Origin of the sequence: Planococcus sp. CP5-4_YE (assembly GCF_019042655.1) — a bacterium.
In the GTDB taxonomy this organism is placed as follows: Bacteria; Bacillota; Bacilli; order Bacillales_A; family Planococcaceae; genus Planococcus.
The window spans coordinates 81,020-101,475 of record NZ_JAHPZO010000012.1; the positions used below are offsets into that span (position 1 = coordinate 81,020).

At 49.8% G+C, this 20,456-nt stretch carries 24 protein-coding genes; 11 read left to right on the plus strand and 13 right to left on the minus strand.

Annotated elements, in window-relative coordinates; translation table 11 throughout:
* Positions 1 to 26 precede the first annotated feature (26 nt).
* Positions 27 to 239, plus strand: coding sequence for a hypothetical protein (locus KTG14_RS13300; protein WP_216971375.1), 213 nt, complete (start codon positions 27 to 29; stop codon positions 237 to 239).
* Positions 240 to 306: 67 nt separating this feature from the next.
* On the opposite strand, the gene KTG14_RS13305 is transcribed toward KTG14_RS13300, so the two are convergent.
* The 4 genes from KTG14_RS13305 to KTG14_RS13320 all read right to left on the minus strand — a co-directional run bounded on the left by KTG14_RS13305 (position 307) and on the right by KTG14_RS13320 (position 2,080).
* On the minus strand, positions 307 to 651 hold the full coding sequence (locus tag KTG14_RS13305; protein ID WP_216971376.1) for a hypothetical protein: 345 nt from the start codon (positions 649 to 651) through the stop codon (positions 307 to 309).
* 28 nt (positions 652 to 679) lie between these two features.
* The gene (locus KTG14_RS13310) at positions 680 to 1,267 is read right to left on the minus strand and encodes a histidine phosphatase family protein (RefSeq protein ID WP_216971377.1); all 588 of its coding nucleotides are present in this window, start codon (positions 1,265 to 1,267) and stop codon (positions 680 to 682) included.
* Between the two features lie 44 nt (positions 1,268 to 1,311).
* Complete coding sequence (locus KTG14_RS13315; protein WP_216971378.1) at positions 1,312 to 1,515, minus strand: hypothetical protein; 204 nt, start codon at positions 1,513 to 1,515, stop codon at positions 1,312 to 1,314.
* A gap of 199 nt (positions 1,516 to 1,714) precedes the next feature.
* Positions 1,715 to 2,080: a nuclear transport factor 2 family protein gene (locus KTG14_RS13320; protein ID WP_216971379.1), complete on the minus strand. Its 366-nt coding sequence runs from the start codon at positions 2,078 to 2,080 to the stop codon at positions 1,715 to 1,717.
* 245 nt (positions 2,081 to 2,325) lie between these two features.
* On the opposite strand from KTG14_RS13320, the gene KTG14_RS13325 reads away from it, so the two are divergent.
* On the plus strand, positions 2,326 to 2,601 hold the full coding sequence (locus tag KTG14_RS13325; RefSeq protein ID WP_216971380.1) for an HPr family phosphocarrier protein: 276 nt from the start codon (positions 2,326 to 2,328) through the stop codon (positions 2,599 to 2,601).
* 92 nt (positions 2,602 to 2,693) lie between these two features.
* On the opposite strand, the gene KTG14_RS13330 is transcribed toward KTG14_RS13325, so the two are convergent.
* The 3 genes from KTG14_RS13330 to KTG14_RS13340 are packed head-to-tail and all read right to left on the minus strand — an operon-like array spanning position 2,694 to position 6,303.
* Entirely contained in the window at positions 2,694 to 4,625 is a 1,932-nt protein-coding gene (locus KTG14_RS13330) for a PTS fructose transporter subunit IIABC (RefSeq protein WP_216971381.1), read from the minus strand.
* Positions 4,622 to 5,554: a 1-phosphofructokinase gene (gene pfkB, locus KTG14_RS13335; RefSeq protein ID WP_216971382.1), complete on the minus strand. Its 933-nt coding sequence runs from the start codon at positions 5,552 to 5,554 to the stop codon at positions 4,622 to 4,624. The genes KTG14_RS13330 and pfkB overlap by 4 nt, the downstream gene beginning before the upstream one ends.
* Positions 5,551 to 6,303 carry a DeoR/GlpR family DNA-binding transcription regulator gene (locus KTG14_RS13340; protein WP_216971383.1) on the minus strand — a complete coding sequence of 251 codons (753 nt, stop codon included), beginning with the start codon at positions 6,301 to 6,303 and terminating at the stop codon, positions 5,551 to 5,553. The genes pfkB and KTG14_RS13340 overlap by 4 nt, the downstream gene beginning before the upstream one ends.
* 149 nt (positions 6,304 to 6,452) lie before the next feature.
* On the opposite strand from KTG14_RS13340, the gene KTG14_RS13345 reads away from it, so the two are divergent.
* Positions 6,453 to 6,722 carry a phosphocarrier protein HPr gene (locus KTG14_RS13345; RefSeq protein ID WP_216971384.1) on the plus strand — a complete coding sequence of 90 codons (270 nt, stop codon included), beginning with the start codon at positions 6,453 to 6,455 and terminating at the stop codon, positions 6,720 to 6,722.
* A complete protein-coding gene (ptsP, locus tag KTG14_RS13350) occupies positions 6,719 to 8,431 on the plus strand; it encodes a phosphoenolpyruvate--protein phosphotransferase (protein WP_216971385.1) in 1,713 nt (570 codons plus the stop codon). Before KTG14_RS13345 ends, ptsP begins: the two co-directional genes overlap by 4 nt.
* Positions 8,432 to 8,477: 46 nt before the next feature.
* Here ptsP and KTG14_RS13355 read toward each other — a convergent pair whose 3' ends face one another.
* The 3 genes from KTG14_RS13355 to KTG14_RS13365 all read right to left on the minus strand — a co-directional run bounded on the left by KTG14_RS13355 (position 8,478) and on the right by KTG14_RS13365 (position 11,487).
* Entirely contained in the window at positions 8,478 to 9,200 is a 723-nt protein-coding gene (locus KTG14_RS13355) for a 3-ketoacyl-ACP reductase (protein WP_216971386.1), read from the minus strand.
* 112 nt (positions 9,201 to 9,312) lie between these two features.
* Positions 9,313 to 10,248: an MBL fold metallo-hydrolase gene (locus KTG14_RS13360; RefSeq protein ID WP_216971387.1), complete on the minus strand. Its 936-nt coding sequence runs from the start codon at positions 10,246 to 10,248 to the stop codon at positions 9,313 to 9,315.
* A 99-nt stretch (positions 10,249 to 10,347) separates the two neighbouring features.
* On the minus strand, positions 10,348 to 11,487 hold the full coding sequence (locus KTG14_RS13365; RefSeq protein WP_254178170.1) for a M14 family zinc carboxypeptidase: 1,140 nt from the start codon (positions 11,485 to 11,487) through the stop codon (positions 10,348 to 10,350).
* A 386-nt stretch (positions 11,488 to 11,873) separates the two neighbouring features.
* Here KTG14_RS13365 and KTG14_RS13370 point away from each other — a divergent pair, with 386 nt between their 5' ends.
* Complete coding sequence (locus tag KTG14_RS13370; protein WP_216971388.1) at positions 11,874 to 12,728, plus strand: NAD(P)H-hydrate dehydratase; 855 nt, start codon at positions 11,874 to 11,876, stop codon at positions 12,726 to 12,728.
* Positions 12,729 to 12,838: 110 nt separating this feature from the next.
* Positions 12,839 to 13,822 carry a c-type cytochrome gene (locus KTG14_RS13375; protein WP_254178162.1) on the plus strand — a complete coding sequence of 328 codons (984 nt, stop codon included), beginning with the start codon at positions 12,839 to 12,841 and terminating at the stop codon, positions 13,820 to 13,822.
* 46 nt (positions 13,823 to 13,868) lie between these two features.
* Here KTG14_RS13375 and KTG14_RS13380 read toward each other — a convergent pair whose 3' ends face one another.
* Entirely contained in the window at positions 13,869 to 14,471 is a 603-nt protein-coding gene (locus tag KTG14_RS13380) for a class I SAM-dependent methyltransferase (protein ID WP_216971389.1), read from the minus strand.
* A 158-nt stretch (positions 14,472 to 14,629) separates the two neighbouring features.
* On the opposite strand from KTG14_RS13380, the gene KTG14_RS13385 reads away from it, so the two are divergent.
* The 3 genes from KTG14_RS13385 (at position 14,630) to KTG14_RS13395 (ending at position 16,329) form a co-directional block, all read left to right on the plus strand.
* Positions 14,630 to 15,250: a hypothetical protein gene (locus KTG14_RS13385; RefSeq protein ID WP_216971390.1), complete on the plus strand. Its 621-nt coding sequence runs from the start codon at positions 14,630 to 14,632 to the stop codon at positions 15,248 to 15,250.
* Complete coding sequence (locus tag KTG14_RS13390) at positions 15,247 to 15,813, plus strand: peroxiredoxin family protein (protein WP_216971391.1); 567 nt, start codon at positions 15,247 to 15,249, stop codon at positions 15,811 to 15,813. The genes KTG14_RS13385 and KTG14_RS13390 overlap by 4 nt, the downstream gene beginning before the upstream one ends.
* A gap of 96 nt (positions 15,814 to 15,909) precedes the next feature.
* The gene (locus KTG14_RS13395; RefSeq protein ID WP_216971392.1) at positions 15,910 to 16,329 is read left to right on the plus strand and encodes a DUF2892 domain-containing protein; all 420 of its coding nucleotides are present in this window, start codon (positions 15,910 to 15,912) and stop codon (positions 16,327 to 16,329) included.
* 32 nt (positions 16,330 to 16,361) lie between these two features.
* On the opposite strand, the gene KTG14_RS13400 is transcribed toward KTG14_RS13395, so the two are convergent.
* Both KTG14_RS13400 and KTG14_RS13405 read right to left on the minus strand, forming a co-directional pair.
* The gene (locus KTG14_RS13400; protein ID WP_216971393.1) at positions 16,362 to 17,456 is read right to left on the minus strand and encodes an acyltransferase family protein; all 1,095 of its coding nucleotides are present in this window, start codon (positions 17,454 to 17,456) and stop codon (positions 16,362 to 16,364) included.
* A gap of 209 nt (positions 17,457 to 17,665) precedes the next feature.
* Positions 17,666 to 18,355, minus strand: coding sequence for an SGNH/GDSL hydrolase family protein (locus tag KTG14_RS13405; protein ID WP_216971394.1), 690 nt, complete (start codon positions 18,353 to 18,355; stop codon positions 17,666 to 17,668).
* 136 nt (positions 18,356 to 18,491) lie between these two features.
* On the opposite strand from KTG14_RS13405, the gene KTG14_RS13410 reads away from it, so the two are divergent.
* Together KTG14_RS13410 and KTG14_RS13415 are read left to right on the plus strand one after the other, a co-directional pair.
* Positions 18,492 to 19,493, plus strand: a complete 1,002-nt coding sequence (locus KTG14_RS13410) for an ion channel (protein WP_216971395.1) — start codon at positions 18,492 to 18,494, stop codon at positions 19,491 to 19,493.
* A gap of 185 nt (positions 19,494 to 19,678) precedes the next feature.
* On the plus strand, positions 19,679 to 20,410 hold the full coding sequence (locus tag KTG14_RS13415; protein ID WP_216971396.1) for a YqcI/YcgG family protein: 732 nt from the start codon (positions 19,679 to 19,681) through the stop codon (positions 20,408 to 20,410).
* The last annotated feature ends 46 nt before the right edge of the window (positions 20,411 to 20,456 follow it).

Sequence of the window (20,456 nt, forward strand, 5' to 3'; positions counted from 1 at the left end):
AAGCACAACGATTATGGAGTGATTTAATGAGAACCTCGACTATTCTATTCATTTTTTTACTGGTGATGCATCTATTGACCGTCCTCAACACTTTGTTGTTTGGCGGCAATTTAAATGACCTTGTGTTTTGGTTCAACTCTGCCCTATTTATGGCGGCGCTCGCTGTATTTGTTTACCGCCGCGGCATTTTCGATGCCAAAGAAGCGCCTGCTGGCGAAACTGCCAAAAAACGCAAATGATTTGGTGCTGACAGCACTGAATCCATCTCCTTTAAAACACCGCCTGGGATAGGCGGTGTTTTTTCATTCAATTCATTTCATATGACTGAAGAATTTCTTCACATTTGCCCGCCAGTATCTCAGACTCAATAAAAGCTTGCAGCAAGCCTTTGACAGTCAAGCCTGTGAACTTATGGCCCATGCCCGATGCCTGCTGTTGAAAAGCTTTCACGTCGCCCTCATAGTCCCGGATCAATTGTGTGAATGCTTGGAGCTCCGGTTTTGATAGATCATGCACCACGATCGCCTCGTGGATCGTTGGCTCTTGCATTTTCTCTTCCAATAGATTCCCGAGCAATACCAACAGAGTCCGGTTATGAAACTTTAGTTTTTCGATTTCCTGGTGCAAGCGCTCCGCTTCATCGTCTCCCATCTGCCAAGCTCCCTTTACCTCATTGCCATCATTTTGCTTTCGTATCCATCAAATCGAGATGGTCAATGAAATTGTATTTTTGGATTTCCCAGCGCTGGCTGGCATAAGCCAAGTGATTCATGCCGCCATTTTGCAAACGGACTTCGCCGTCGTAGTCCCCGTGTGCCAATTGTTCGAGTATGGCATTGATGACGCCTCCGTGCGCCACGACAAGCACTCGCTGATTGCCGAAGCGTTCATTGAGTTGAGACAGTCCATTCGACAACCTGCCATGAAATTCTTCCGGCTGTTCCTGTCCAGGATAATTCTTATCTGGATACAGCCCGTAACGCTCTTCCGCTGTCATGCCTTCCGCTTTGCCGAAATGCTTTTCCTGGAATTCTTTCATTTCAAATATGGGTAACTGCATCGTTTCATTGATGATCGCCGCGGTCTCTTTGGCGCGCTTAAGTGGGCTCGTCACAATAACGTCCCACGCTTCTTGCGTCAGATGGGATCCACATGCGTGTGCTTGGAGTTTACCCGTCTCGTTCAAAGGCACATCCGTCGTTCCCTGGATGCGGCCGATCTTATTCCATTCTGTTTCTCCGTGCCGAATCAGGCAAATTGTTGTCATCGTCCTCTACTTCCCTTCCGCTGCTAGTTGATTAATGGATGCCATCAATCTTCGCGTTGTTTTGTTTTGCGTTGTTTGCTCCAGCGCCAGAACATGACCGCTTCCCCGATCACCACACCAATTGCGCCTGCTGCGACCAAGGTCGATATATCCGGGTCATCGTTGATCAAAAATGCAATGACGACCCCCACCACAAGACCACTCAGCAAAACGGCATAAGCATTTTTGCGTGATTTCAGATAATCCACTGTCTTGCACCCTTTCTTATTGCTTATGAGTCCATCTTGCCGAACTTTTCATGAGAACGCAACAATCATCAGCATCGTTCGCCCGTATTGGCCTATTGTCTTGTGTGCTTGTTTTTATTTTCACCTATATCCTTATGTAGTTTATTACATTTAAATTAATCGACAATGATGTCTCCAAAAAAAAGAGCCTGTTTCGGCTCTATTTTGTCTCGACCACAAACGATGTCATCTTCGTTATTTGCGGCTCACCGTCTCCTTGCCATTCATAAAAATCGCAATAGTGATATTTCCGCTCTCTGTCGTTTCCGCCTGTTGCGGTCATGATCCCTTTGACCGCCCCTTCTTGGCCTGCTGCGATAACAGTATCGATTACAAATGCCATCTGTGTGTAATCCTGCATCCCAAAAGCCGCATCCACCAATGCCTGCCGTCCTTTTAAAGGCATCGTTCCGACCATGATCCATTCCACATCATCTGAAACATGCTGTTCAATGAATTCTTTCTTGCCTTTGAAAAAAGCATCGTTGAAATCCCTTAAAAAATCGGTGGTACTGCTCGTCTTCATGGTTTTCCCCTCCCTTATGCTGGTAAGGATTCATTGGCTGAACAGCTGATGCTTTTTTTATCTGAATATTCAACTTATTTACAGTTTACTCTCTTTTCAGCACCCTGCCTAGCTTATTGTTTCCGTTTTGATACGTTTTTTTGTTAGGCCTCCACTCTTCAAGCTTGTTTTTTTTCATTGCTGACCCTAAATGGCTATAATGGAAAAATGAATGAATAGATTAAACACTTGGAGGATACATCGATATGGCCAAAAAACAGTTTTTCATTTCCGCAGAAGAAGGCTTGCATGCGCGGCCGGCTGCAGCACTCGTCAGCGAGGCGAATCGCTATCAATGCGAATTGTCGCTAGAATTCAAAGACAGGACCGTCAACTTGAAGTCCATCCTTGGCGTCATGGGGCTCGGGATTCCGACTCGCTCTGACATTACCATTCATGCGGACGGCCAGGACGAACAAGAAGCGCTTCTTGGCCTAGCCGCCGTGTTGCTGGCAAAAGACATGATCGATGCCGACCGATGAACGTGAGTGGCTTTAAAGGGCTCATTCGCTTGTCGTGCTTGCGGCATCAAAAAAACCGCCATCCGGATTATCACCGGATGGCGGTTTTTCAGTTATGCAGCTGCCGTGATATTTTTCTTCAGCAAGCCGACGAGGATCGCTGTCACAAATGAACCGGCGAGGATGGCGACCAAATACATCAAGATGCTTGAAATTGCACCGCCGTCTATTAAGCCGATGACGAAAACACCGCCATGAGGTGCACGAAGGCCGATATCGAACAACATGACGAGTGCTCCTGTCGTTGCCGCTCCTGCAACTGCTGACGGGATGACCCGAGCTGGATCCGCCGCCGCAAACGGGATGACGCCTTCAGTGATAAAGCTGGCGCCGAGAACATACGCCGTTTTGCCGGCTTCACGTTCCGGCTTAGTGAATTTCTTCTTAAACATTGTTGTTGCGATGGCGAGTCCAAGCGGTGGGACCATGCCCGCTGCCATAACTGTTGCCATGAAATTGAAGTTCTGTGCATCGAGCATGGCGATGCCGAAAGTGTAAGCGGCTTTATTAACTGGACCGCCCATATCGACAGCCATCATGCCGCCAAGGAGCAGTCCGACGAGAACCAGGTTGGTGCCGCCAAGGCCTTCAAGGAAAGCGGAGATGCCTGTATACACTTGAGTCAAAGGCGGGTTGATAAGCATCATGATGACGCCGGTGATCAGAATGCTGAATACCGGATAGAACAACACGGGTTTCAATCCTTCTAGGCTTTGTGGGATGCCCGAGAATACTTTCTTCACGAGAAGCGTGACGTAACCGGCAAGGAAACCGGCGATCAAACCGCCGAGGAAACCGGAACCGCCGCTAACTTCTTCGACGCCTGTGACCGTGATCGCAAGCAAGCCACCGATCATCCCTGGTGCGAACCCGGGACGGTCGGCAATGCTCATTGCGATGAATCCGGCAAGGACAGGAACCATCAGGAAGAACGCCGTGCCGCCGCCGATGGTTGACAGCATCGCAGCAAATTCATTGTACTCCGGGCTATTCGGATCTGCAGCGTTGATGCCAAAGAAGAACGACAGGGCGATCAAGATCCCGCCGCCGACAACGAATGGCAGCATGTTGGAGACACCATTCATTAAATGCTTGTAAAATCCTGATTTCGGCTCTGTGCCGGCATCTGCATCTTTGGTGCGGTCATGCTTATAGACAGGCGCATCTTGTGCAAGTGCGCGGTCCAAAAGCTGGTCCGCCTCATAGATTGCTTTGCCGACTTGCGTTTGGATGACGTGCTTGCCATCGAATCTTGCCATTTCAACTTTTGTATCGGCAGCGACGATAATAGCATCCGCTTCCGCAATCTCCGCATCGGTCAAGCGGTTTTTCACTCCGCTCGACCCGTTCGTTTCCACTTTTAAGTTGATGCCGCGCTCTTTCGCACGGCCGTTGAGCTTCTCCGCCGCCATATAGGTGTGCGCGATGCCTGTCGGGCAAGCCGTGACCGCCAGGATCTTGCCGCCTGCAGCGGGTTCTGCACTGCCGGCAACCGGCGCGGCTTCATTTGTTTGTTCCGGCCCGTCCACTTCCGCTTCTTTGGCAGAGACAATGTCGAGTACTTGTTGTTTCGACTGCGCTTCCAAAATATTGACGCGGAATTTCTCATCCATCAAAAACGTCGCCAGGCGCGATAGGGCTTCTAGGTGATCATCATTCGCACCGGCTGTTGCCGCAATCATGAAAAACAGCTGTGCAGGCTGTCCGTCCAGTGACTCGAAGTCAATGCCTTCGAACGAACGGCCGAACGCGATAGCCGGCGCTTTGACCGCTTCGGATTTTGCGTGAGGAATGGCAATCGTATCACCGATCCCTGTCGTGCTTTGTTCTTCGCGTGCCAGGATATCTTTCGTGAATTGCTTTTTGTCGTTCAATTTCCCGGCCCGGTCCAGTTGCCCAGCCAGTTCGTCCAATACTTCCCGTTTGGAGCGGGCTTTCAGGTCCAGAATGATGGTGTTTTCCGTCAATAATTGTGTAATTCTCATTTTGTCACATCCTTTTTTTCGAATGGTGTTACGGTCACTTCAGAAAGCAATTGTTCGACATCTGCCAGTTCGCATAAATCGGTGCGAAAAGCAGTGGCACTTCCGCTGGCGACGCCGTATTGGAAAGCTTTTCTCGGCTCTTGGTGCTGAATATAAGAAGCGATAAATCCTGACACTAAGGAATCTCCTGAACCGACGGTATTGACGACTTTACCTTTTGGTACGTCAGCTGTATAGCAATGAGCACGGGAAGTGTAGATAGCTCCCGCCCCGCCCATGGAGACGACCACATGCTCAACCCCTCTATCCACCAGCAGGCTGGCATAATGGAACGCTTGGGCTTGGGTGCTGATTTCCACTCCGAAAATCTCCCCCAGTTCATGTTCGTTCGGTTTGATGAGGAATGGCTTTGAATCCAATAATTCCTTTAGCGCAGGACCGGACGTGTCGAGCACGAAATGAATGCCCCGCTCTTCACAACGGTCTGCCAGATCCTTGAAGAATTGGGTCGGTACCGATGACGGCAAGCTGCCCGCCAAGACGAACCAATCACCTTGTGCCATGACGGCAATCTTTTCTTTTAATTGTTCAAGCTGCGCTTTCTCTAGCTCCGGGCCAGGCCCGTTCAATTCGGTTTCCTGGTCGGTCTTGATTTTGACATTGATCCGCGTGATGGCACCGGTGTCGATAAAATCGGTCTCGATGCCTTCTGCTCCTAGGAACTCTTCGATAAAGCGCCCCGTGAAACCGCCAGCGAATCCGAGCGCCCGGCTTTTCAGTCCCAAACGGCTGAGCACGCGCGAGACGTTGATGCCCTTGCCGCCGGGGTAATAATACACTTCCTCCGAACGGTTCAAGGCGCCGCTTTCAAAATGCGTCAAATAGGCTGTGTAATCAATGGATGGAGCGAATGTGCATGTATAGATCATTGTGTCACCACCTTAATCGTTGTTTGTCGTTCGATTTCTTCTAATGCCTCATCCGGCAAGCCGTCGATGATGAGCGCAGACCTGCTTAAGTCAGAGATATGCGCAAAACTGACTTTGCCGAATTTGGATTGGTCCGCAAGTACGTAACAGCTTCTGGATAATTCCCCGGCCCTTCGTTTGACGGCCGCTTCTTCGGGGTCCGGTGTCGTGAAGCCGTGGCCGGGATGAATCCCGTTAACGCCGAGAAAGCTTTTATCGAAGCGATAATTCTCCAGCGACTGTGTCGCTTGAGGTCCGACCAAAGCGCCTGTCCGCGATTTGATGAAGCCGCCCGTCAAATAGGAAGTGATGCCGTGCTCGATCAAGGCTTCCAGATGGCTCAGGCCGTTGGTGACAACGGTTACATCTTTGCCTTTTAAAAAAGGGATCATTTGCGCCGTCGTCGTGCCTGCATCCAAAAACAGTGAGTCGCCTGTTTTGACGAGCGAAGCCGCATAACGCGCGACCAGCTGTTTTTCCTTGAGGTTCTTCGCCGCTTTATCGGACAGGCTCGGTTCTGGCATATTCTGTGCAATCCGGCTCGCACCGCCAAAAACGCGTTCCAGCTTCTGCAATTCCTCAAGTTCCGTCAAATCTCGGCGGATGGTGGATTCGGAAGCCGAGGTCAGTTCCACCAGCTCCTGGATTTTAATGCTCTGCTTTTCTTTCAAAAGGTTCAAAATCAATTGATGCCGCTCCGTCGTCAGCATTCCCTCACCTTCTTTTCTTTTCTGATTATATAGATAATACTTGAAATCGTTTTCAAAATCAATCATAATCTTTCATAAGCAGTCAAACTCATTCAAAAAAAAAAGAATGAATACCGCTCAAATACATTCATTAATAGGAGGATATCACCATGATAGAAAAGCAATATACAATTACAGACGAAGCAGGCATCCACGCCCGCCCGGCATCGGCACTCGTCGGTTCCATCTCGAAATTCCAATCGGACATCACGCTCGGCTTCAACGGCAAGCAAGTCAATTTGAAATCGATACTCGGCGTCATGTCGCTCGGCATTGCTTCAGGCTCAACCGTGACAATCGCTGCGGACGGAACAGATGAAGAGGAAGCGATGGCCAAAATCGACGAAGTGCTGAAAGCGGAAGGGATTTCGAACCCATGACAAGTCCCCTGTCCGGTATCGCAGCCTCCACCGGCATTGCCATCGCCAAAGCGTTCCGGTTGGAAAATCCGGAATTGACCGTCGAACAGCAACAAGTGGGCAATCCTGCAGAAGAAATCGCCCGCTTTGATGCAGCCGTGGCACAAGCGGCCGCCGAACTTGAAGTCATTCAGCAAAAGACCTCACAGCAGATCAGCGACAAGGAAGCCGCGATTTTCGGCGCCCATTTGCTGGTCTTGAGCGACCCGGAACTGATTGGGCCGATCAAAGAGCGCATTTCAGCGGATAGCGTCAATGCGGAATTTGCCTTGCAGGAAACAAGCGATATGTTCATCACGATGTTCGAAGCGATGGACAATGAGTATATGAAAGAACGCGCAGCGGATATTAAAGACGTCCGCAAACGCCTGCTGTCTCATCTGCTCGGCGTGAAAATCCAAGACCCGAGCATGATTGATGAGGAAGTCATCGTCATCGCAGAAGATTTGACACCGTCCGATACCGTCCAATTGAATGCCCAGTTCGTCAAAGGCTTCATCACCGACATCGGCGGGCGCACTTCGCATTCGGCCATCCTTGCGCGCACCTTGGAAATCCCGGCAGTGGTCGGCGCCCAAAACGCCATGGCAACGATCCGCAACGGCCAGATGGTGATTATCGATGGCTTGGAAGGTAAAATCATCGTCGACCCCGACGCGGCTACCATCGAGCAGTTCGAACAGGAAAAGTCAGCCTATGACGCCCAAAAAGCCGAATGGGCCAAGCTCAAAGATGAGCCGACGATAAGTGCCGACGGGCAGCATGTGGAACTTGCCGCCAATATCGGCACGCCGAAAGACCTTGCCGGGGTGCTCGAACACGGCGCGGAAGGCATCGGACTTTACCGCACCGAGTTTCTTTATATGGGAAGAGACACCTTCCCGACAGAAGACGAGCAGTTTGACGCCTATGCTAAAGTGTTAAAAGGCATGGATGGCAAGCCGACTGTTGTCCGGACGCTCGACATCGGCGGCGATAAAGAACTAACGTATCTGGACTTGCCGAAAGAACTTAACCCATTCCTAGGGCTTCGCGCCATCCGTTTGTGCCTGGAGATGCCAGAACTCTTCAGAACGCAGCTGCGCGCCTTATTGCGCGCAAGCGTGCATGGCAATTTGAAAATTATGTTCCCGATGATTGCAACACTAGAAGAATTCCGCCAAGGCAAAGCAATGCTTGCAGAAGAAAAGGCCAAATTATCGGATGCCGGCATCCCGGTGAGCGACTCGATCGAAGTCGGCATCATGGTGGAGATTCCTTCTACCGCTGTTATGGCAGATGTCTTTGCGAAAGAAGTGGATTTTTTCTCCATCGGCACGAACGACTTGATCCAGTATACGATGGCCGCAGACCGCATGAACGAACGCGTGTCGTATCTGTACCAGCCGTTCAACCCCGCGATTTTGCGCTTGGTGAAGATGGTTATCGACGCCGCCCATAAAGAAGGAAAATGGGCAGGCATGTGCGGCGAGATGGCCGGCGATGACATCGCCATCCCGATTCTTCTAGGGCTCGGCTTGGATGAATTCTCCATGAGCGCTTCTTCTGTCCTGAAGGCGCGTGCTCAGATCAGCCACTTGTCAAAACAACAAATGGCTTCGCATACCGGCCACATCCTTGCACTCTCGTCCTCTCAAGAAGTCGAAGCGTATGTTAAAGGAATCAGCTAAAAAAACCCCTGAACGCCTTTACGGCATTCAGGGGTTTTTCGTGTGATCAAAATGGGTTGGTCGCCCATTGTTTCGATAAAGGGATAAAGATGCGCGGGTTCAATTTCAATTGCGAAACGATGTATTCCGCGATGTCTTCCGGTTGCATGAATTTCTCTTTTTCCTGTTCTGTTTCATTGCCGGAATCGGTCATGCTCGTCACGACACGGCTTGGTGCCAAAGCGAAGACACGGATATTGTCCGGACGCACTTCCTGCATCAAAGCCTCGCTCATGCCGAGCACCGCGAATTTCGATGCGCTATAGGCGCTCGAGCCTTTCGTGCCTTTGAGTCCTGATGAAGAGGAGATGTTGACGATGTCGCCCCCTTGCTTCTCCACCATCTGCGGAAGCACCGCTTTGGTCATGTGGACCATGCCCATCAAATTGATATTGAGCATATTTTGCCAATCCTCTGTCTCGAGTTCCATGAACTTGCCGTATTTCCCGATTCCTGCGTTGTTGATGAGGATATCGATCGTGCCGAGTTCGTCGGTCAATTTCTGGACGGCCGCTTCAACTTGCTTGGGATCCGACACATCCGCAACCGCAAATGCTGCACGGCCACGCAACGAACGGATCTCTTTCGCCAATTGTTCGATGTCTTTTTCGGTTCTGGCGATCAGCCCGACGGCCACGCCTTCATTGGCCAGGGCCAGGGCGGTTGCCCGGCCGATGCCGCGCCCTGCTCCTGTAATAATTGCTGTTTTTTCCGTTAACACTTGTCCCACTTTATTTTCCGCCCTTCAGGTAAATGAATTTTCTCTGCCCTAGTCTTTGCCCCTAAACGGTCGGCGGTAAACCGGCTGTTTGCCTGAGGGCGACATTTTTTCTCCAGCCGGCTCAGCCTTGTCTATGGAAATAATCCAATAGGCCTTGTGCGCTGACCTGTAAGTCCATTTCGATATAAGGCATCACGCGGTGCGGCTGTTTGGCGCCTTTTTCCGCCAGCTGCGCCATAACCGGTGTCAGCAGCCGTTTCGCTAATTGATCTGCGGATTCTTTGTTCTGATAGGCCGCCGCTCCTTCTTCAACAAACAGCTCTAGCCATTCCAGCACCTGCTCTAGCGCTGCAGCAGGGTTATGCGCAGCGCCGAAATGCCCGAAATAAAGCACATCGAGTTGCTGCCGTTGCATCCGTTCGATAGATGCCTTCATCGCCTCAGGGTCAAACTGGTTCGGTGAGGTGGACGGCAAGTAAAAGTCGATGCCGTCTTCGATTAACTGCGCATAGCGGATGCCGGCTGTATCCCCTGCGAAAAACCCATTCGATACAGGGTCTAAGATGCCGAAATGATGCTTGGCATGGCCCGGCGTATCCCAGAACTCAAGCGTACAGTCCGGGCCGATCTGCAGCCGGTCGCCTTCTGTTTTGATAGCGATGCGGTGTTCGGGCACCGGGACAATCGGATTGAACAAGTCATCGAATTGGCCGCCGTATACCGCTCTCGCCCCGGCGATGAGACGGCTCGGGTCTGCCAGGTGCCTGGCGCCTTTCGGGTGGACGATGAGTGTCGCGTTCGGGCAGTCCCGCAACAGTAAGCCCGCTCCCCCGGCGTGGTCGAGGTGGATGTGGGTCACGATGATGTAACGGACTTCATCGAGTGAGATGCCGAGTTCGTTCAATCCTTGTTTCACATGCTCCACCGACGGGCTCGGCCCTGTTTCAATAATGGTCAGCTGCTGTTCCATGATGACGTAGCTGCCTGTTCGCTGTTCGAGGCCGAGATCGAAACCGTCGATCAATTGAATGCGGTCGTTCAACTTGCTGATTGCCATGCTGGCACCCCTTTCTGTTTGTTTTCAGTCTACCAAAGCCCGGGCTTGCCTCACAACTCGGCACATAAAAACACCGCCAGAATTCGGCGGCGTTTCCCATCAATTGCTGGATGGGCTATAGGAAGTCATTGGAATGTCTTCATAGTCTTCCGGGTCCAACGAGTAGACGCTGTCATCGGCTACCCCTTCGACAATCGCCGTCAAGCCGCGCTCCACCGATTTGACCAATTGGCCTTTTTCTTTCTGCCCAAGCGACTGGGTTTGGCCGCGTACTTCAAACAACACGGTGCCGCTGCCATTCAGCGCATAGCTGCCAAGCGCTGTGCCCGGCAAATCGAGCCCTTGTGAATAAAGCGAGATATTGGTGAATTTCGAATTGCCGTAGGACTGCAGCTCCTCATACGCTGCTACATTCAGCTGACGTGAAAAATCATAATTGTAGCGGTCTGCATATTCGCTGTATTTCGCCCCTTCAGCAGTCGATGGGTCCGGGACGAATTGTGCGGACAGCGATAACGTCACCGGATCCGGCGTGCCATCGACATAATACATCCCTTGGTGATGCAGGTCGATAAAGACGTCAACGGTGCCGTATTCCGCTTGCAACGATTTATAGACCTCGCGTGACACTTGGGCTTCTTTCGTGATAAACCAGCCCGGTTCGTTCGATGCGCCAGGGAAATCTTCGGCTTGTGGTACATAGTCCAGGTCCGGGTTAAAGTCGCGGTTGACATCAAAGCCTGGGTTGGCGCCGTAATCATAGCTTTGGCTGATTCCGCGGTCCAAATAATTCCATGATGGCGTTGCAGCTGTGAGTTCCGGATAATCCGCCACGACATCGCTCCATGTCATGCTATTGCGGCGCTTATCGCCTTCTGATGCATCCGGGTTCATCATCGGCATGAAGACGATCGTCACTTCGTCGCGCAAGGCTTTCGCCGCTTTCGAGTTGCCGGATAGGGTTTTCAACATATTCAAAATGGCCACAGTGCCTGTTTTTTCGTTTCCATGAATCTCACTTTGGATCAGCAGCACTTTATCGCCGGTCCCGACAGTCGCCGTATAAATATCGCGGCCTTCAAAGGATTGGCCGGCAACATCCACGGAAACCGAGCTTTTGCTGTTGGCTTCGATGCGTTGAAGTTCTTTTTGCAGCTCCGCATAATCGATAAACCCGGAAATGGCGTTGTCGTGATGGTGTTCAGTCGGCTGTGCAGGCTCTGATGCTTGTACCGGCATCGCAAGCATCGCACAAAGCCCCGCCATGGTCATTGTCTTGAATATGTGTTTTTTCACTATCCCCACTCCTTTTCATTGAATAGGCTGAGTATAGCAAAGCTTGTCAATCTCGCCTATAGTTGTCAGAAATTTCAGTTCTTTGGATATATAATCCACAGCGTCAATTGCCCTTCGCCCGTTACCATTGCCGGAGCGCAAATTTCGAGCTCGCTGATTTTCATTGTTTCGTGGGACGAAATACCTGCAGCATCCAGTTGGCAACTGAAGATATTCATCAGTAAAATACTGATTTCTCCGTTAGTTTCTATAAATGGCGCTTTAGGGTTTGCCTATTGCCCTGAATCGGCTACAGTTATACCATCAAGGAAGAAACTGGAGGTTTTCATATGAACGATCCACAAATCCCGCAAGACAGCCTCATCTGGTCTCAGGAAATGGTGCGCAGCACATTGCCAAAGCGCGCACAAGACAGCCATAAAGGTGTGTTCGGAACGGCGCTATTAGTAGCCGGAGGCCCGGATATGCCAGGGGCTGCCTTGATTTCCGGGCTCGGCGCGTTAACAAGCGGCGTCGGGAAATTGGCAATCGGGACGTACCGCGAAACCATCCGCAGCATCGCTCACGCGGCGGCCGAAGCGACATATGTGCCGGATGCGCTGGTCCATATCGCCAATGGCAGCCATGCACTCACTTCTTATAAAGCCATCGCCTGCGGACCGGGCACCGTACCGGATGCATTGACCGAATCCGCTATTGACAATTTGCTGAAGTCTTCTGCCCCACTCATTCTCGACGCGGGCGCATTGAGCGAACGAAGCTATGCCAAAAGAAGCGCCCCGCTTATCTTGACGCCGCACGCCGGTGAATTCAGCCGGATCTCTGGTTATTCAATGGAGCAAATTAGCGAGTCTCCCGGTTCATGTGCTTCTGCATTTGCCACGGAACACAATTTGACGGTCGTCTTGAAAGGCCCTCGAACAACTATCGCGTTTCCGGACGGCGAACTGTTCCGCAACCCGACAGGAAATGCTGCGCTTGCAAAAGGCGGCACGGGCGATATGCTGACCGGCATGATGCTCGGCATGCTATGCTGCCATGAAAACTGGCGCCACGCCGTTTTGAATGCCGTTTACTTACACGGAGAGTGTGCGGACGAATTCATCAAAACCCGCTCCCCCCACACCATGTTGGCACGCGATATTGCGGAGCTGCTGCCGGAAGTATGGAAACAATTCGAGTGATCCGTTGTTCGGAAAATCGTCACCCGCGTAATAGCCTGACTGTGAATTAGTTCACAGCCAGGCTATTTTTTGTTTGTTAGGCTGAAAGTGACTTGAAAGGAGTGTTCGACATGATGAAAAAACTTGGCTACGGCAGCATTTTTCTGTTGATTCTCGCTGTCATTGCCATCGGCGTCTTATCCAGCGAACTGTCTGCTGAAAAATCGATAACAGCGGAAGTACAGCTGGATGAGTCCGAAACAGCCCAAACAGACCAAGCGACAGCAGGCGTCGCCCACAATCCGCCGTCTTTGGATGAGGTGCCGGAAGGGCCTGAAGGAGAAGCGGTGAAACGCGGCTATGAACTGGTCAATAACACTTCGGAAGTGTTGCGCGCTGATGCCGCCAGCGTAGAGGATGGCCAACAACGCGTTAATGAATTGTCCTGTACTAGCTGCCATGCAGGAGCCGGGCTTGAGAAAGATTCCTCTTCACTCGTCGGCATGGCTTCCGCTTACCCGATGTATATCGGGCGTTCTGGTGAAATGGTCACACTCGAAGAGCGCATCAACGGCTGCATGGTCCGTAGCATGAACGGTGAAATGTTTGCAGAAGACGATGAGGACATGGATGCCATGGTTGCCTACTTCAAATATATCTCCGAGGGCATTCCGCAAGGTGCAGAAATGCCTTGGCGCCACCAAAACACCATGGATGATGTTCCGGTGCCCGATCTCGAAAATGGAGAGAAGCTTTACCAGGCAAGTTGTGTAGCCTGCCACGCAGCTGATGGCGCCGGCACCGGCTCGAACAGTGGCCCTGCCCTATGGGGAGAAGGCTCGTTCAACGACGGTGCAGGACTTGCACGCATGTCGAAGATGGCCGGCTATTTGCAGAACAATATGCCAAAAGGCGCTGAGAATACATTATCCGACCAGGAGGCTAGCGACCTGGCTGCTTTCGTCCTGTCACAGGACCGACCTGAATGGAAAGGGCATGAACAGGATTGGCCAAATGGCAATCGCCCCCCAGATGCCATTCATAAAGAACGGCGTGATCAAGTGAAAGACGGCACGATAGATTGGAACGAAGTGCTCGGAAAAGATACCGAGTAAAAAAACACCCATCGCCAAAAATCGGTGATGGGTATTCTCTTGCCTATCATTCCACAGGTTTTTGGCAAGCGAGCTGGATGACATGCGACAAGCCATTATGCAGCTTGCCTTCATGCCGCTCGACTTCCCCTGCGAAAAAATGGGTGATTTTAAACTCCTGAAAAGCCTCGAGCACTTCTTCTGGACGGTACAGGAATGATTCCTGTTTCGGGCCACCGGTGCCATAAGCGGGTTGGTCGACGGAATACACTTCCATCAGAAAATGGCCGCCCGGTTTCAATGCATACCGAATGCCATCGAATGTTTTGTGCTGCACGTCTTTTGGATAATGGCCGAATACGCAAATGACGAGGTCCCAGACTTCTTCTGCCCATTCAGCTTGTGCCAGGTCCACTTGCTCTGTCAAAACCGCCACGTGGCGTTCTTCTGCCAGCCGCTCCGTCTTATCCAATCCGCTTCTCGCCAAATCCCAAGCAGTGACATCCATGCCCTGTTCAGCCAGATAGACGGCGTTGCGCCCCTCGCCTTCCGCTACCGCAAGCGCTCGTCCAGACAGCCTGAGCCTGTTTTGCATCATTTTGATGAATTCGTTCGGGTCTTTCCCGTATACATATTCTTTTGTTTGAAAGCGTTCATGCCATGTAGCCATATGGCACCTCCTGATTCAGTCTTTATTCAAGCATAATCGCCAAACAAAAAAGATGAAAAGATTGTGCTTTCCGCTATAATGGAAAGCGCCAGGCATAAGATTTTCAATACGGACGGAGGTCTCTTTATAATGTATAGACACTGTAAGGGACAAAGCCAGTGAGCTATGTTCCGATACTACATCTGACCGTTCCTGCGGTATGGATTTCTGTACTTTTGGCAGCCGCGTTAGCAAGCCTGCTGATGCGCGCCGCGATTGGACATAAACCTGGCGAATGGTACTGGAACGCTTTGGCGCTTTATATCCTGACGTGGAAGCTCTGCTACATCGTTTTCAATTTGAAACATTTTCTTGACATGCCTTTATCCATTCTTTATTTCAACGGCGGGCTGTATGGGCATTTGCTTGCTACAGTTTTTGTCGTCGGTTATTTGCTGCTGGCACAAAGAAAACACGTCGCTGTGGCGGAACAGGCTGCTAGTGCGTGGCTTTTGTTTTTTCTGGCGTATCAGTCGATCTTGCAATACTTTGAAGCCCAATGGATGCAGGCAATCTTTCAAACCGCACTTTTGATAGCGGCGATCGTGTCTATCCGCTTGCTCCGAAAACGGCTTGATGTTCCGAACGGATTAATGCTTGCCGCCTTTTTCACAGTGGAACTGCTTATCTTAAGCGCATTCGGCCCGCTAGTGACTTGGCAAACGGCGACACTCCTCGTTATCGCCGCAGTCACTCTTGCCATGTATAGACGTTTTGAACAGAAAGGACCGAGCATATGATTAAAAAAATTATTATCGGCATATTGCTCCTTGCAGCGATCGCCATCATCGCCATCAATTTCTTCGAAGAAGATGCACAGCCGGTCGATACAAGCTCCTCTTCTGCAAACGCACAAGACGAGTCCTTGACGGAAGGCCTGTCAGTAGGGCAGGCAGCTCCCGATTTTACGTTGACTGACCAAAACGGCGAAACGGTCAAACTATCTGATTACCAAGGCAAGAAAGTCATTTTGAACTTCTGGGCTACTTGGTGTCCGCCTTGCCGCGCCGAAATGCCGCATATGCAAGAGTTCCACGAAAACAATGCGGACGGCGACGTTGAAGTCCTGGCTGTCAACTTAACAGCGCAAGACAACGGTGATGAAGCGATACAATCGTTTATCGATCAATTCGGTTTGACCTTCTCCATTCCAATGGATGAAACCGGCAGTACTGCCCAAACTTATCAAATCCGTACCGTGCCGACCACTTACATCCTCAACACGAAAGGCGAAATCGCCCAAAAAATTGTCGGCCCGATGGATGAACAGATCATGAAAGAACAGACTGACAGCATCGACTAAGTTTCTCCACAAAGCTTGCATGAACTTAAGGGTTTAAAGAAAAGCCATTTGCGGAATACTAGAAGCAGGACTTGCAATGAAATGGAGGATTTTTTCATGGAACTTGATTTAGCAAAAGAACAATTGCCATCGACACAATCTAAAGTGAACGACCACACACCTGATCACATCAATCAGCAAATCGAACGCGAAACGGAAGCTTCGGTCAATTATTACAAACGCCAAGATAAAAATGAAATCCAGACGCGCATCAAAGAGTTGGACCATGAATGGGACACAGAACGCTTATTGAAAGTGAATATGGCGTCTATTGCAGCTATTTCCGCTGTACTGGCAGTCCGTGCCAATAGAAAATGGGCGCTTTTAGCAGGAGCGTCAAGCGCCGTCATCATTCAGCATGCGTTACAAGGTTGGACGCCACCGATCGTTCTCTTCCGCCAAATGGGCATCCGCACCGTTGACGAAATCAACCGTGAAAAAAAAGCCTTACAAAATTTATTGAAAAAGCCTGAATAAAAAAACCCCTAAGCTGTAGCGCTTAGGGGTTTTTACGTGTTTTTCGTTGCAGCCTCTCGGTCACTCGGTGCAACTGAAGGTGGTTTATTTATCTGCAGCCAGCCTTTAAATAGGCGGTGCAGCGGCAGCTCGAGTTTGAAATGCGCTAAAATACCAAAAAACAGCATCAAAATTACGAGCACCGTGCTCATACCGATATTACCCAATACTTCATGCAATCCCTCTTGGTCCATCCATTCCGAAAATAAGTCGAGCACTACATTGTGTACAAGGTAAATCGCAAAAGCTGCATCCCCGAGCTGGTGCAGCGCGTTCGGAATCCGGATATCCTGTTTCAAATCGATGACCCCAAGCCCTATCAACAAAAACATAATGGAGACACTGGCGCTCAGTTCAAAGCTGATATCCATAAAAGGATTCAACGCGTTCACCCACGTTACAGGGAAGCCGATTAAACCGATTGCCATGAATAAGTACCCCAAGCCGACCGGAATTTTGGCGTTGAGGATCAACCATGCACAAACCACGCCCGCTATGAACATAAAATTATAGGTAGCAAACAGGAAATCGAACAGAAAATGATCGATGTAGACAATGCCGGTGACGCCTAGGAACGACAGCACACCCCAGCCGATGAACAATGCCCTTCCGAGAACACGGGGATTTAGAAAAAGCATAGAGAACATGAGATAAAAATAAATGGTATATTCCAATGACCACGCAACAATCAAAAACGGGTCTTGCCAATCAGGATTCGGAACCAAAAAAATCGAAGTTAAAATAACAGTTGGGTCCCGCTCCGCACCAGTTGCAAACCACGGGAACAGAAACGCCAAGATTAAGAATGCGATGGTCACGGCCCAATAAAGCGGATATATCCGGATAAAGCGATTCAGAAGAAAATCCTTTAGTTGCCCTACCTTGCTGAAGTTCTTCCGGTAAATATAATAAGCCATGAACCCTGACAAGGAAAAGAAATAATAGACGCCGCCCGTAAGCGGCAAATAAGCCAGGTTCCAAATATTGAATCCGTAGTAATCCATCATGGTCGTCGATAAATGGTGAAGCATGACCAATAACGGCACCAATGCCCTGGACAATTGAATCAGCACTAGCTTTTTTCTCACATGCCCCACCCCTCCACCGCAGATTCAAAACCTCTTCAAAAGTCCCAGCATAAAACATAAGTCTTAATAATATTTAAAATTTATAGATATAATATACCACTTTTTATTAATATCACAAACATTAACTCCCATTATCTGCTAGAGATTTTAGTGTGGCCTTATTTCAATCAAAAAAACCCGGAAGCCAAAGATGGCCCGGGTCTGGTCATTCATCGACGCTCTTTTGCGACCGCTATGCCGGTCGTCTGCAAAGTTTCCAGCAGCAATTGATGCATGATCGCATAGCCTTCTTCGTTCGGATGGATCGAATCCAGCCAAATGGACGGCACTTTCCCCATTTTCCGCGTGTTCGTGACGATGACGCCTTTCGCGCCGATTGCCGAATTCCACATGCGGAACAGCAGGTTGGTGAAACCGAAATACTGCACTTCTTTTTTCATCGAATTATATAAGCTGTTTTGGACGATCAACACTCGATTGTTGCCAGATTGAATATGCCCGTAAATCTCCAACAAATTGTGGCGGTATTTCTTTTTCAATGCCGCAAACTGGCGGATCAATTCACTTGCGCCTCCATCCTTGTATTGACGCAGCAAATCGTTGCCGCCAATATTCAGCAGCACGAGATCGGCTTGAGCCAATTCCGACTGCCAATGATCGGCCCGGAGCCGTTCGACGAGGCCATCACTCGTCAATCCATTGATGCCGAAGTTCAGCACCTCACTGGCCGGAAAGCTGTCTTCCAAATGTCTTGCAATCCCGCCCTTTGTCCCGTAGCCATACGCTACGGAATCACCGAGAATGATGATCTTATCTATATGGCGCGGCCTTGCCGCATTGCGTTGTTTACGTCTGAGTGCCTTTTGAAAAAGGGCACTCGATCGGAAATTGTTGCCCAATCTTCTGCACGCCCCCTCATTATCGTATCTCTTCATTTTAGCATAATTGCCTGTTTCTTTTCCCTTTTTACGCTTCTATGCATATCCTGCATGGCTGGTTGGGTATGGACAAGTAGAACAAAAAGGAGGGATGTTGATGGATCAGCTTTATTTAGTTATTGGCATCGTCATCGTCGTCCTCACATTGAGTGATTTCATTTGGACGACTTTATGGGTCGATGGCGGCGCCGGCCCATTGACCCATAAGCTCACTTCCGCCTACTGGACGCTCCATAAGCAAGTGAGCCGGAACAACTCAAAATTCCTGAGTCTCGCGGGGCCAATTATTTTGGTCTCCACTTTGGCGACATGGATCTTCTTGTTATGGGCGGGCTGGACTTTTATTTTTGCCAGTTCCGACAGGATTGTCGATACCAAAGACGGCGGGCCTTTGTCATGGGTTGAATATGCCTATTATGCAGGCTACTTGATTTTCACACTTGGCAATGGGGAGTTCGCACCGGATGACGGCATCTGGCAAATCGTGGCGATTTTTGCAACCGGTACCGGCATGCTATTCATTACCTTCGGGGTGACTTATTTGCTGCAAGTGCTGAGCGCCGTGTCAGAAAAACGCTCGCTTGCCTCGAGCATCAGCGGCATTGCAATGGATCCCGCTTCCTTTGTCAACAACGCATGGAATGGAAAAAACTTCGATAACCTCAATTTAGTGCTCGATACCTTCGCGAATGAATTAAGCAATGCCGTATCCAAATACAACGCCTATCCTGTACTCCATTATTACCGCAGCTCGACGCACGACCGATCGTTGCCGGTCAATATCGTCGTGTTAGATGAATCATTGACTTTCTTGAAGCATGGCATAGCAAAGGATATTCAGCCAAATGCCTTATTGATGCAGGAACTCTCAAGCAGCGTCACCAGTTATTTGGATACCTTGCATAGTTCATCCATCGACGCATCCACTGTGGTTCCCCCCCATCAAGTGCTGGCGAATCTCGATAGATCGATTCCGACAATTGAAGCAGAATCCTACGAAAAAAAGATGGAGTCACTTGAAAGGCGCCGAAGAAAGCTTCTCGGACTCGTGGAAATGACGGGCGAAGAGTGGCCGGTCACAACAAACGACCTTGAATGAATAGGACTTGCCCTAAAAACGCACGAATAACCAGTCGTAAAAAAAGCGCAATTCTTTGGCGTTTTTCACTCCCTATTTTCTTTCCCTATTATTGTCGCTATTTCCAACAAATAAAAAAGGTGTTTCAATTAAAATAATTCAGGGAACAATTGGAAGGATGAGATTTTGAAAATGGAGGCTATGTAATGCAAACCACTACCCCTGCTTTATTAACTAAAGAAGACTTCACAAGCCGCAACGACTTGCCAGATTGGTTGCTGCGCGAATACAAAACCTTCCATGAAACGGTGACGGACAAGACCTTTCCGTGCTATTTCGGCAGAAGCGGCGAATTGAAAAGTGAACTGCGTTATGCATATATAAGTCAAGACGACTGGTCCAACTTGCCTGGAGCCGTTGCGGAGTTTTTAACTTTGTTTGAAGACCCGAAACATAAGCGTCATGGCCTGTTTGTATTTGTGGAACCTTTTGAATCCGAAGGGCCGCTCGATGCATACCGCACGCAGTTCTGGGAGATTTTGCAGTATCTTCATGACATGGATGATACCGAATGGCCAGAACAAGCTCCGCGTGATCCTGATCATTATTTATGGGACTTTAACTTCAAAGGAGAACCCATTTTCATCTTTGGCAACGCGCCTGCCTACAAACAGCGCCGCACGCGCCACCTAGGCAATTCGATGGTGCTCGGTTTCCAGCCAAGGAGAATATTCGAAGGACTGACAGGGACTGAAAAAGGCGGCATCATGTCGCGCGAAAAGGTGCGGGAGCGTGTCGAGAAATGGGATGAATTGCCTACCCACCCAGACATCAGCCATTTTGGCGACCCTGAACATAATGAATGGAAACAATTTTTCATCGGTGATGATGTGGAGCCAGTTAAAGGCAAATGCCCGTTTTCGCATAAAGAACTTTAGACAGTTAAAAGCGTCCAATACAGTTTTCCTGTATTGGACGCTTTTT

What these genes read in the sequence shown, in the direction of transcription:
- KTG14_RS13300 (WP_216971375.1), top strand. Translation starts at nt 27, where the DNA reads ATGAGAACCTCGACTATTCTATTCATTTTTTTACTGGTGATGCATCTA.
- KTG14_RS13305 (WP_216971376.1), bottom strand. Translation starts at nt 651, where the DNA reads ATGGGAGACGATGAAGCGGAGCGCTTGCACCAGGAAATCGAAAAACTA.
- KTG14_RS13310 (WP_216971377.1), bottom strand. Translation starts at nt 1,267, where the DNA reads ATGACAACAATTTGCCTGATTCGGCACGGAGAAACAGAATGGAATAAG.
- KTG14_RS13320 (WP_216971379.1), bottom strand. Translation starts at nt 2,080, where the DNA reads ATGAAGACGAGCAGTACCACCGATTTTTTAAGGGATTTCAACGATGCT.
- KTG14_RS13325 (WP_216971380.1), top strand. Translation starts at nt 2,326, where the DNA reads ATGGCCAAAAAACAGTTTTTCATTTCCGCAGAAGAAGGCTTGCATGCG.
- KTG14_RS13330 (WP_216971381.1), bottom strand. Translation starts at nt 4,625, where the DNA reads ATGAGAATTACACAATTATTGACGGAAAACACCATCATTCTGGACCTG.
- pfkB (WP_216971382.1), bottom strand. Translation starts at nt 5,554, where the DNA reads ATGATCTATACATGCACATTCGCTCCATCCATTGATTACACAGCCTAT.
- KTG14_RS13340 (WP_216971383.1), bottom strand. Translation starts at nt 6,303, where the DNA reads ATGCTGACGACGGAGCGGCATCAATTGATTTTGAACCTTTTGAAAGAA.
- KTG14_RS13345 (WP_216971384.1), top strand. Translation starts at nt 6,453, where the DNA reads ATGATAGAAAAGCAATATACAATTACAGACGAAGCAGGCATCCACGCC.
- ptsP (WP_216971385.1), top strand. Translation starts at nt 6,719, where the DNA reads ATGACAAGTCCCCTGTCCGGTATCGCAGCCTCCACCGGCATTGCCATC.
- KTG14_RS13360 (WP_216971387.1), bottom strand. Translation starts at nt 10,248, where the DNA reads ATGGCAATCAGCAAGTTGAACGACCGCATTCAATTGATCGACGGTTTC.
- KTG14_RS13365 (WP_254178170.1), bottom strand. Translation starts at nt 11,487, where the DNA reads ATGCCGGTACAAGCATCAGAGCCTGCACAGCCGACTGAACACCATCAC.
- KTG14_RS13370 (WP_216971388.1), top strand. Translation starts at nt 11,874, where the DNA reads ATGAACGATCCACAAATCCCGCAAGACAGCCTCATCTGGTCTCAGGAA.
- KTG14_RS13375 (WP_254178162.1), top strand. Translation starts at nt 12,839, where the DNA reads ATGATGAAAAAACTTGGCTACGGCAGCATTTTTCTGTTGATTCTCGCT.
- KTG14_RS13380 (WP_216971389.1), bottom strand. Translation starts at nt 14,471, where the DNA reads ATGGCTACATGGCATGAACGCTTTCAAACAAAAGAATATGTATACGGG.
- KTG14_RS13390 (WP_216971391.1), top strand. Translation starts at nt 15,247, where the DNA reads ATGATTAAAAAAATTATTATCGGCATATTGCTCCTTGCAGCGATCGCC.
- KTG14_RS13395 (WP_216971392.1), top strand. Translation starts at nt 15,910, where the DNA reads ATGGAACTTGATTTAGCAAAAGAACAATTGCCATCGACACAATCTAAA.
- KTG14_RS13410 (WP_216971395.1), top strand. Translation starts at nt 18,492, where the DNA reads ATGGATCAGCTTTATTTAGTTATTGGCATCGTCATCGTCGTCCTCACA.
- KTG14_RS13415 (WP_216971396.1), top strand. Translation starts at nt 19,679, where the DNA reads ATGCAAACCACTACCCCTGCTTTATTAACTAAAGAAGACTTCACAAGC.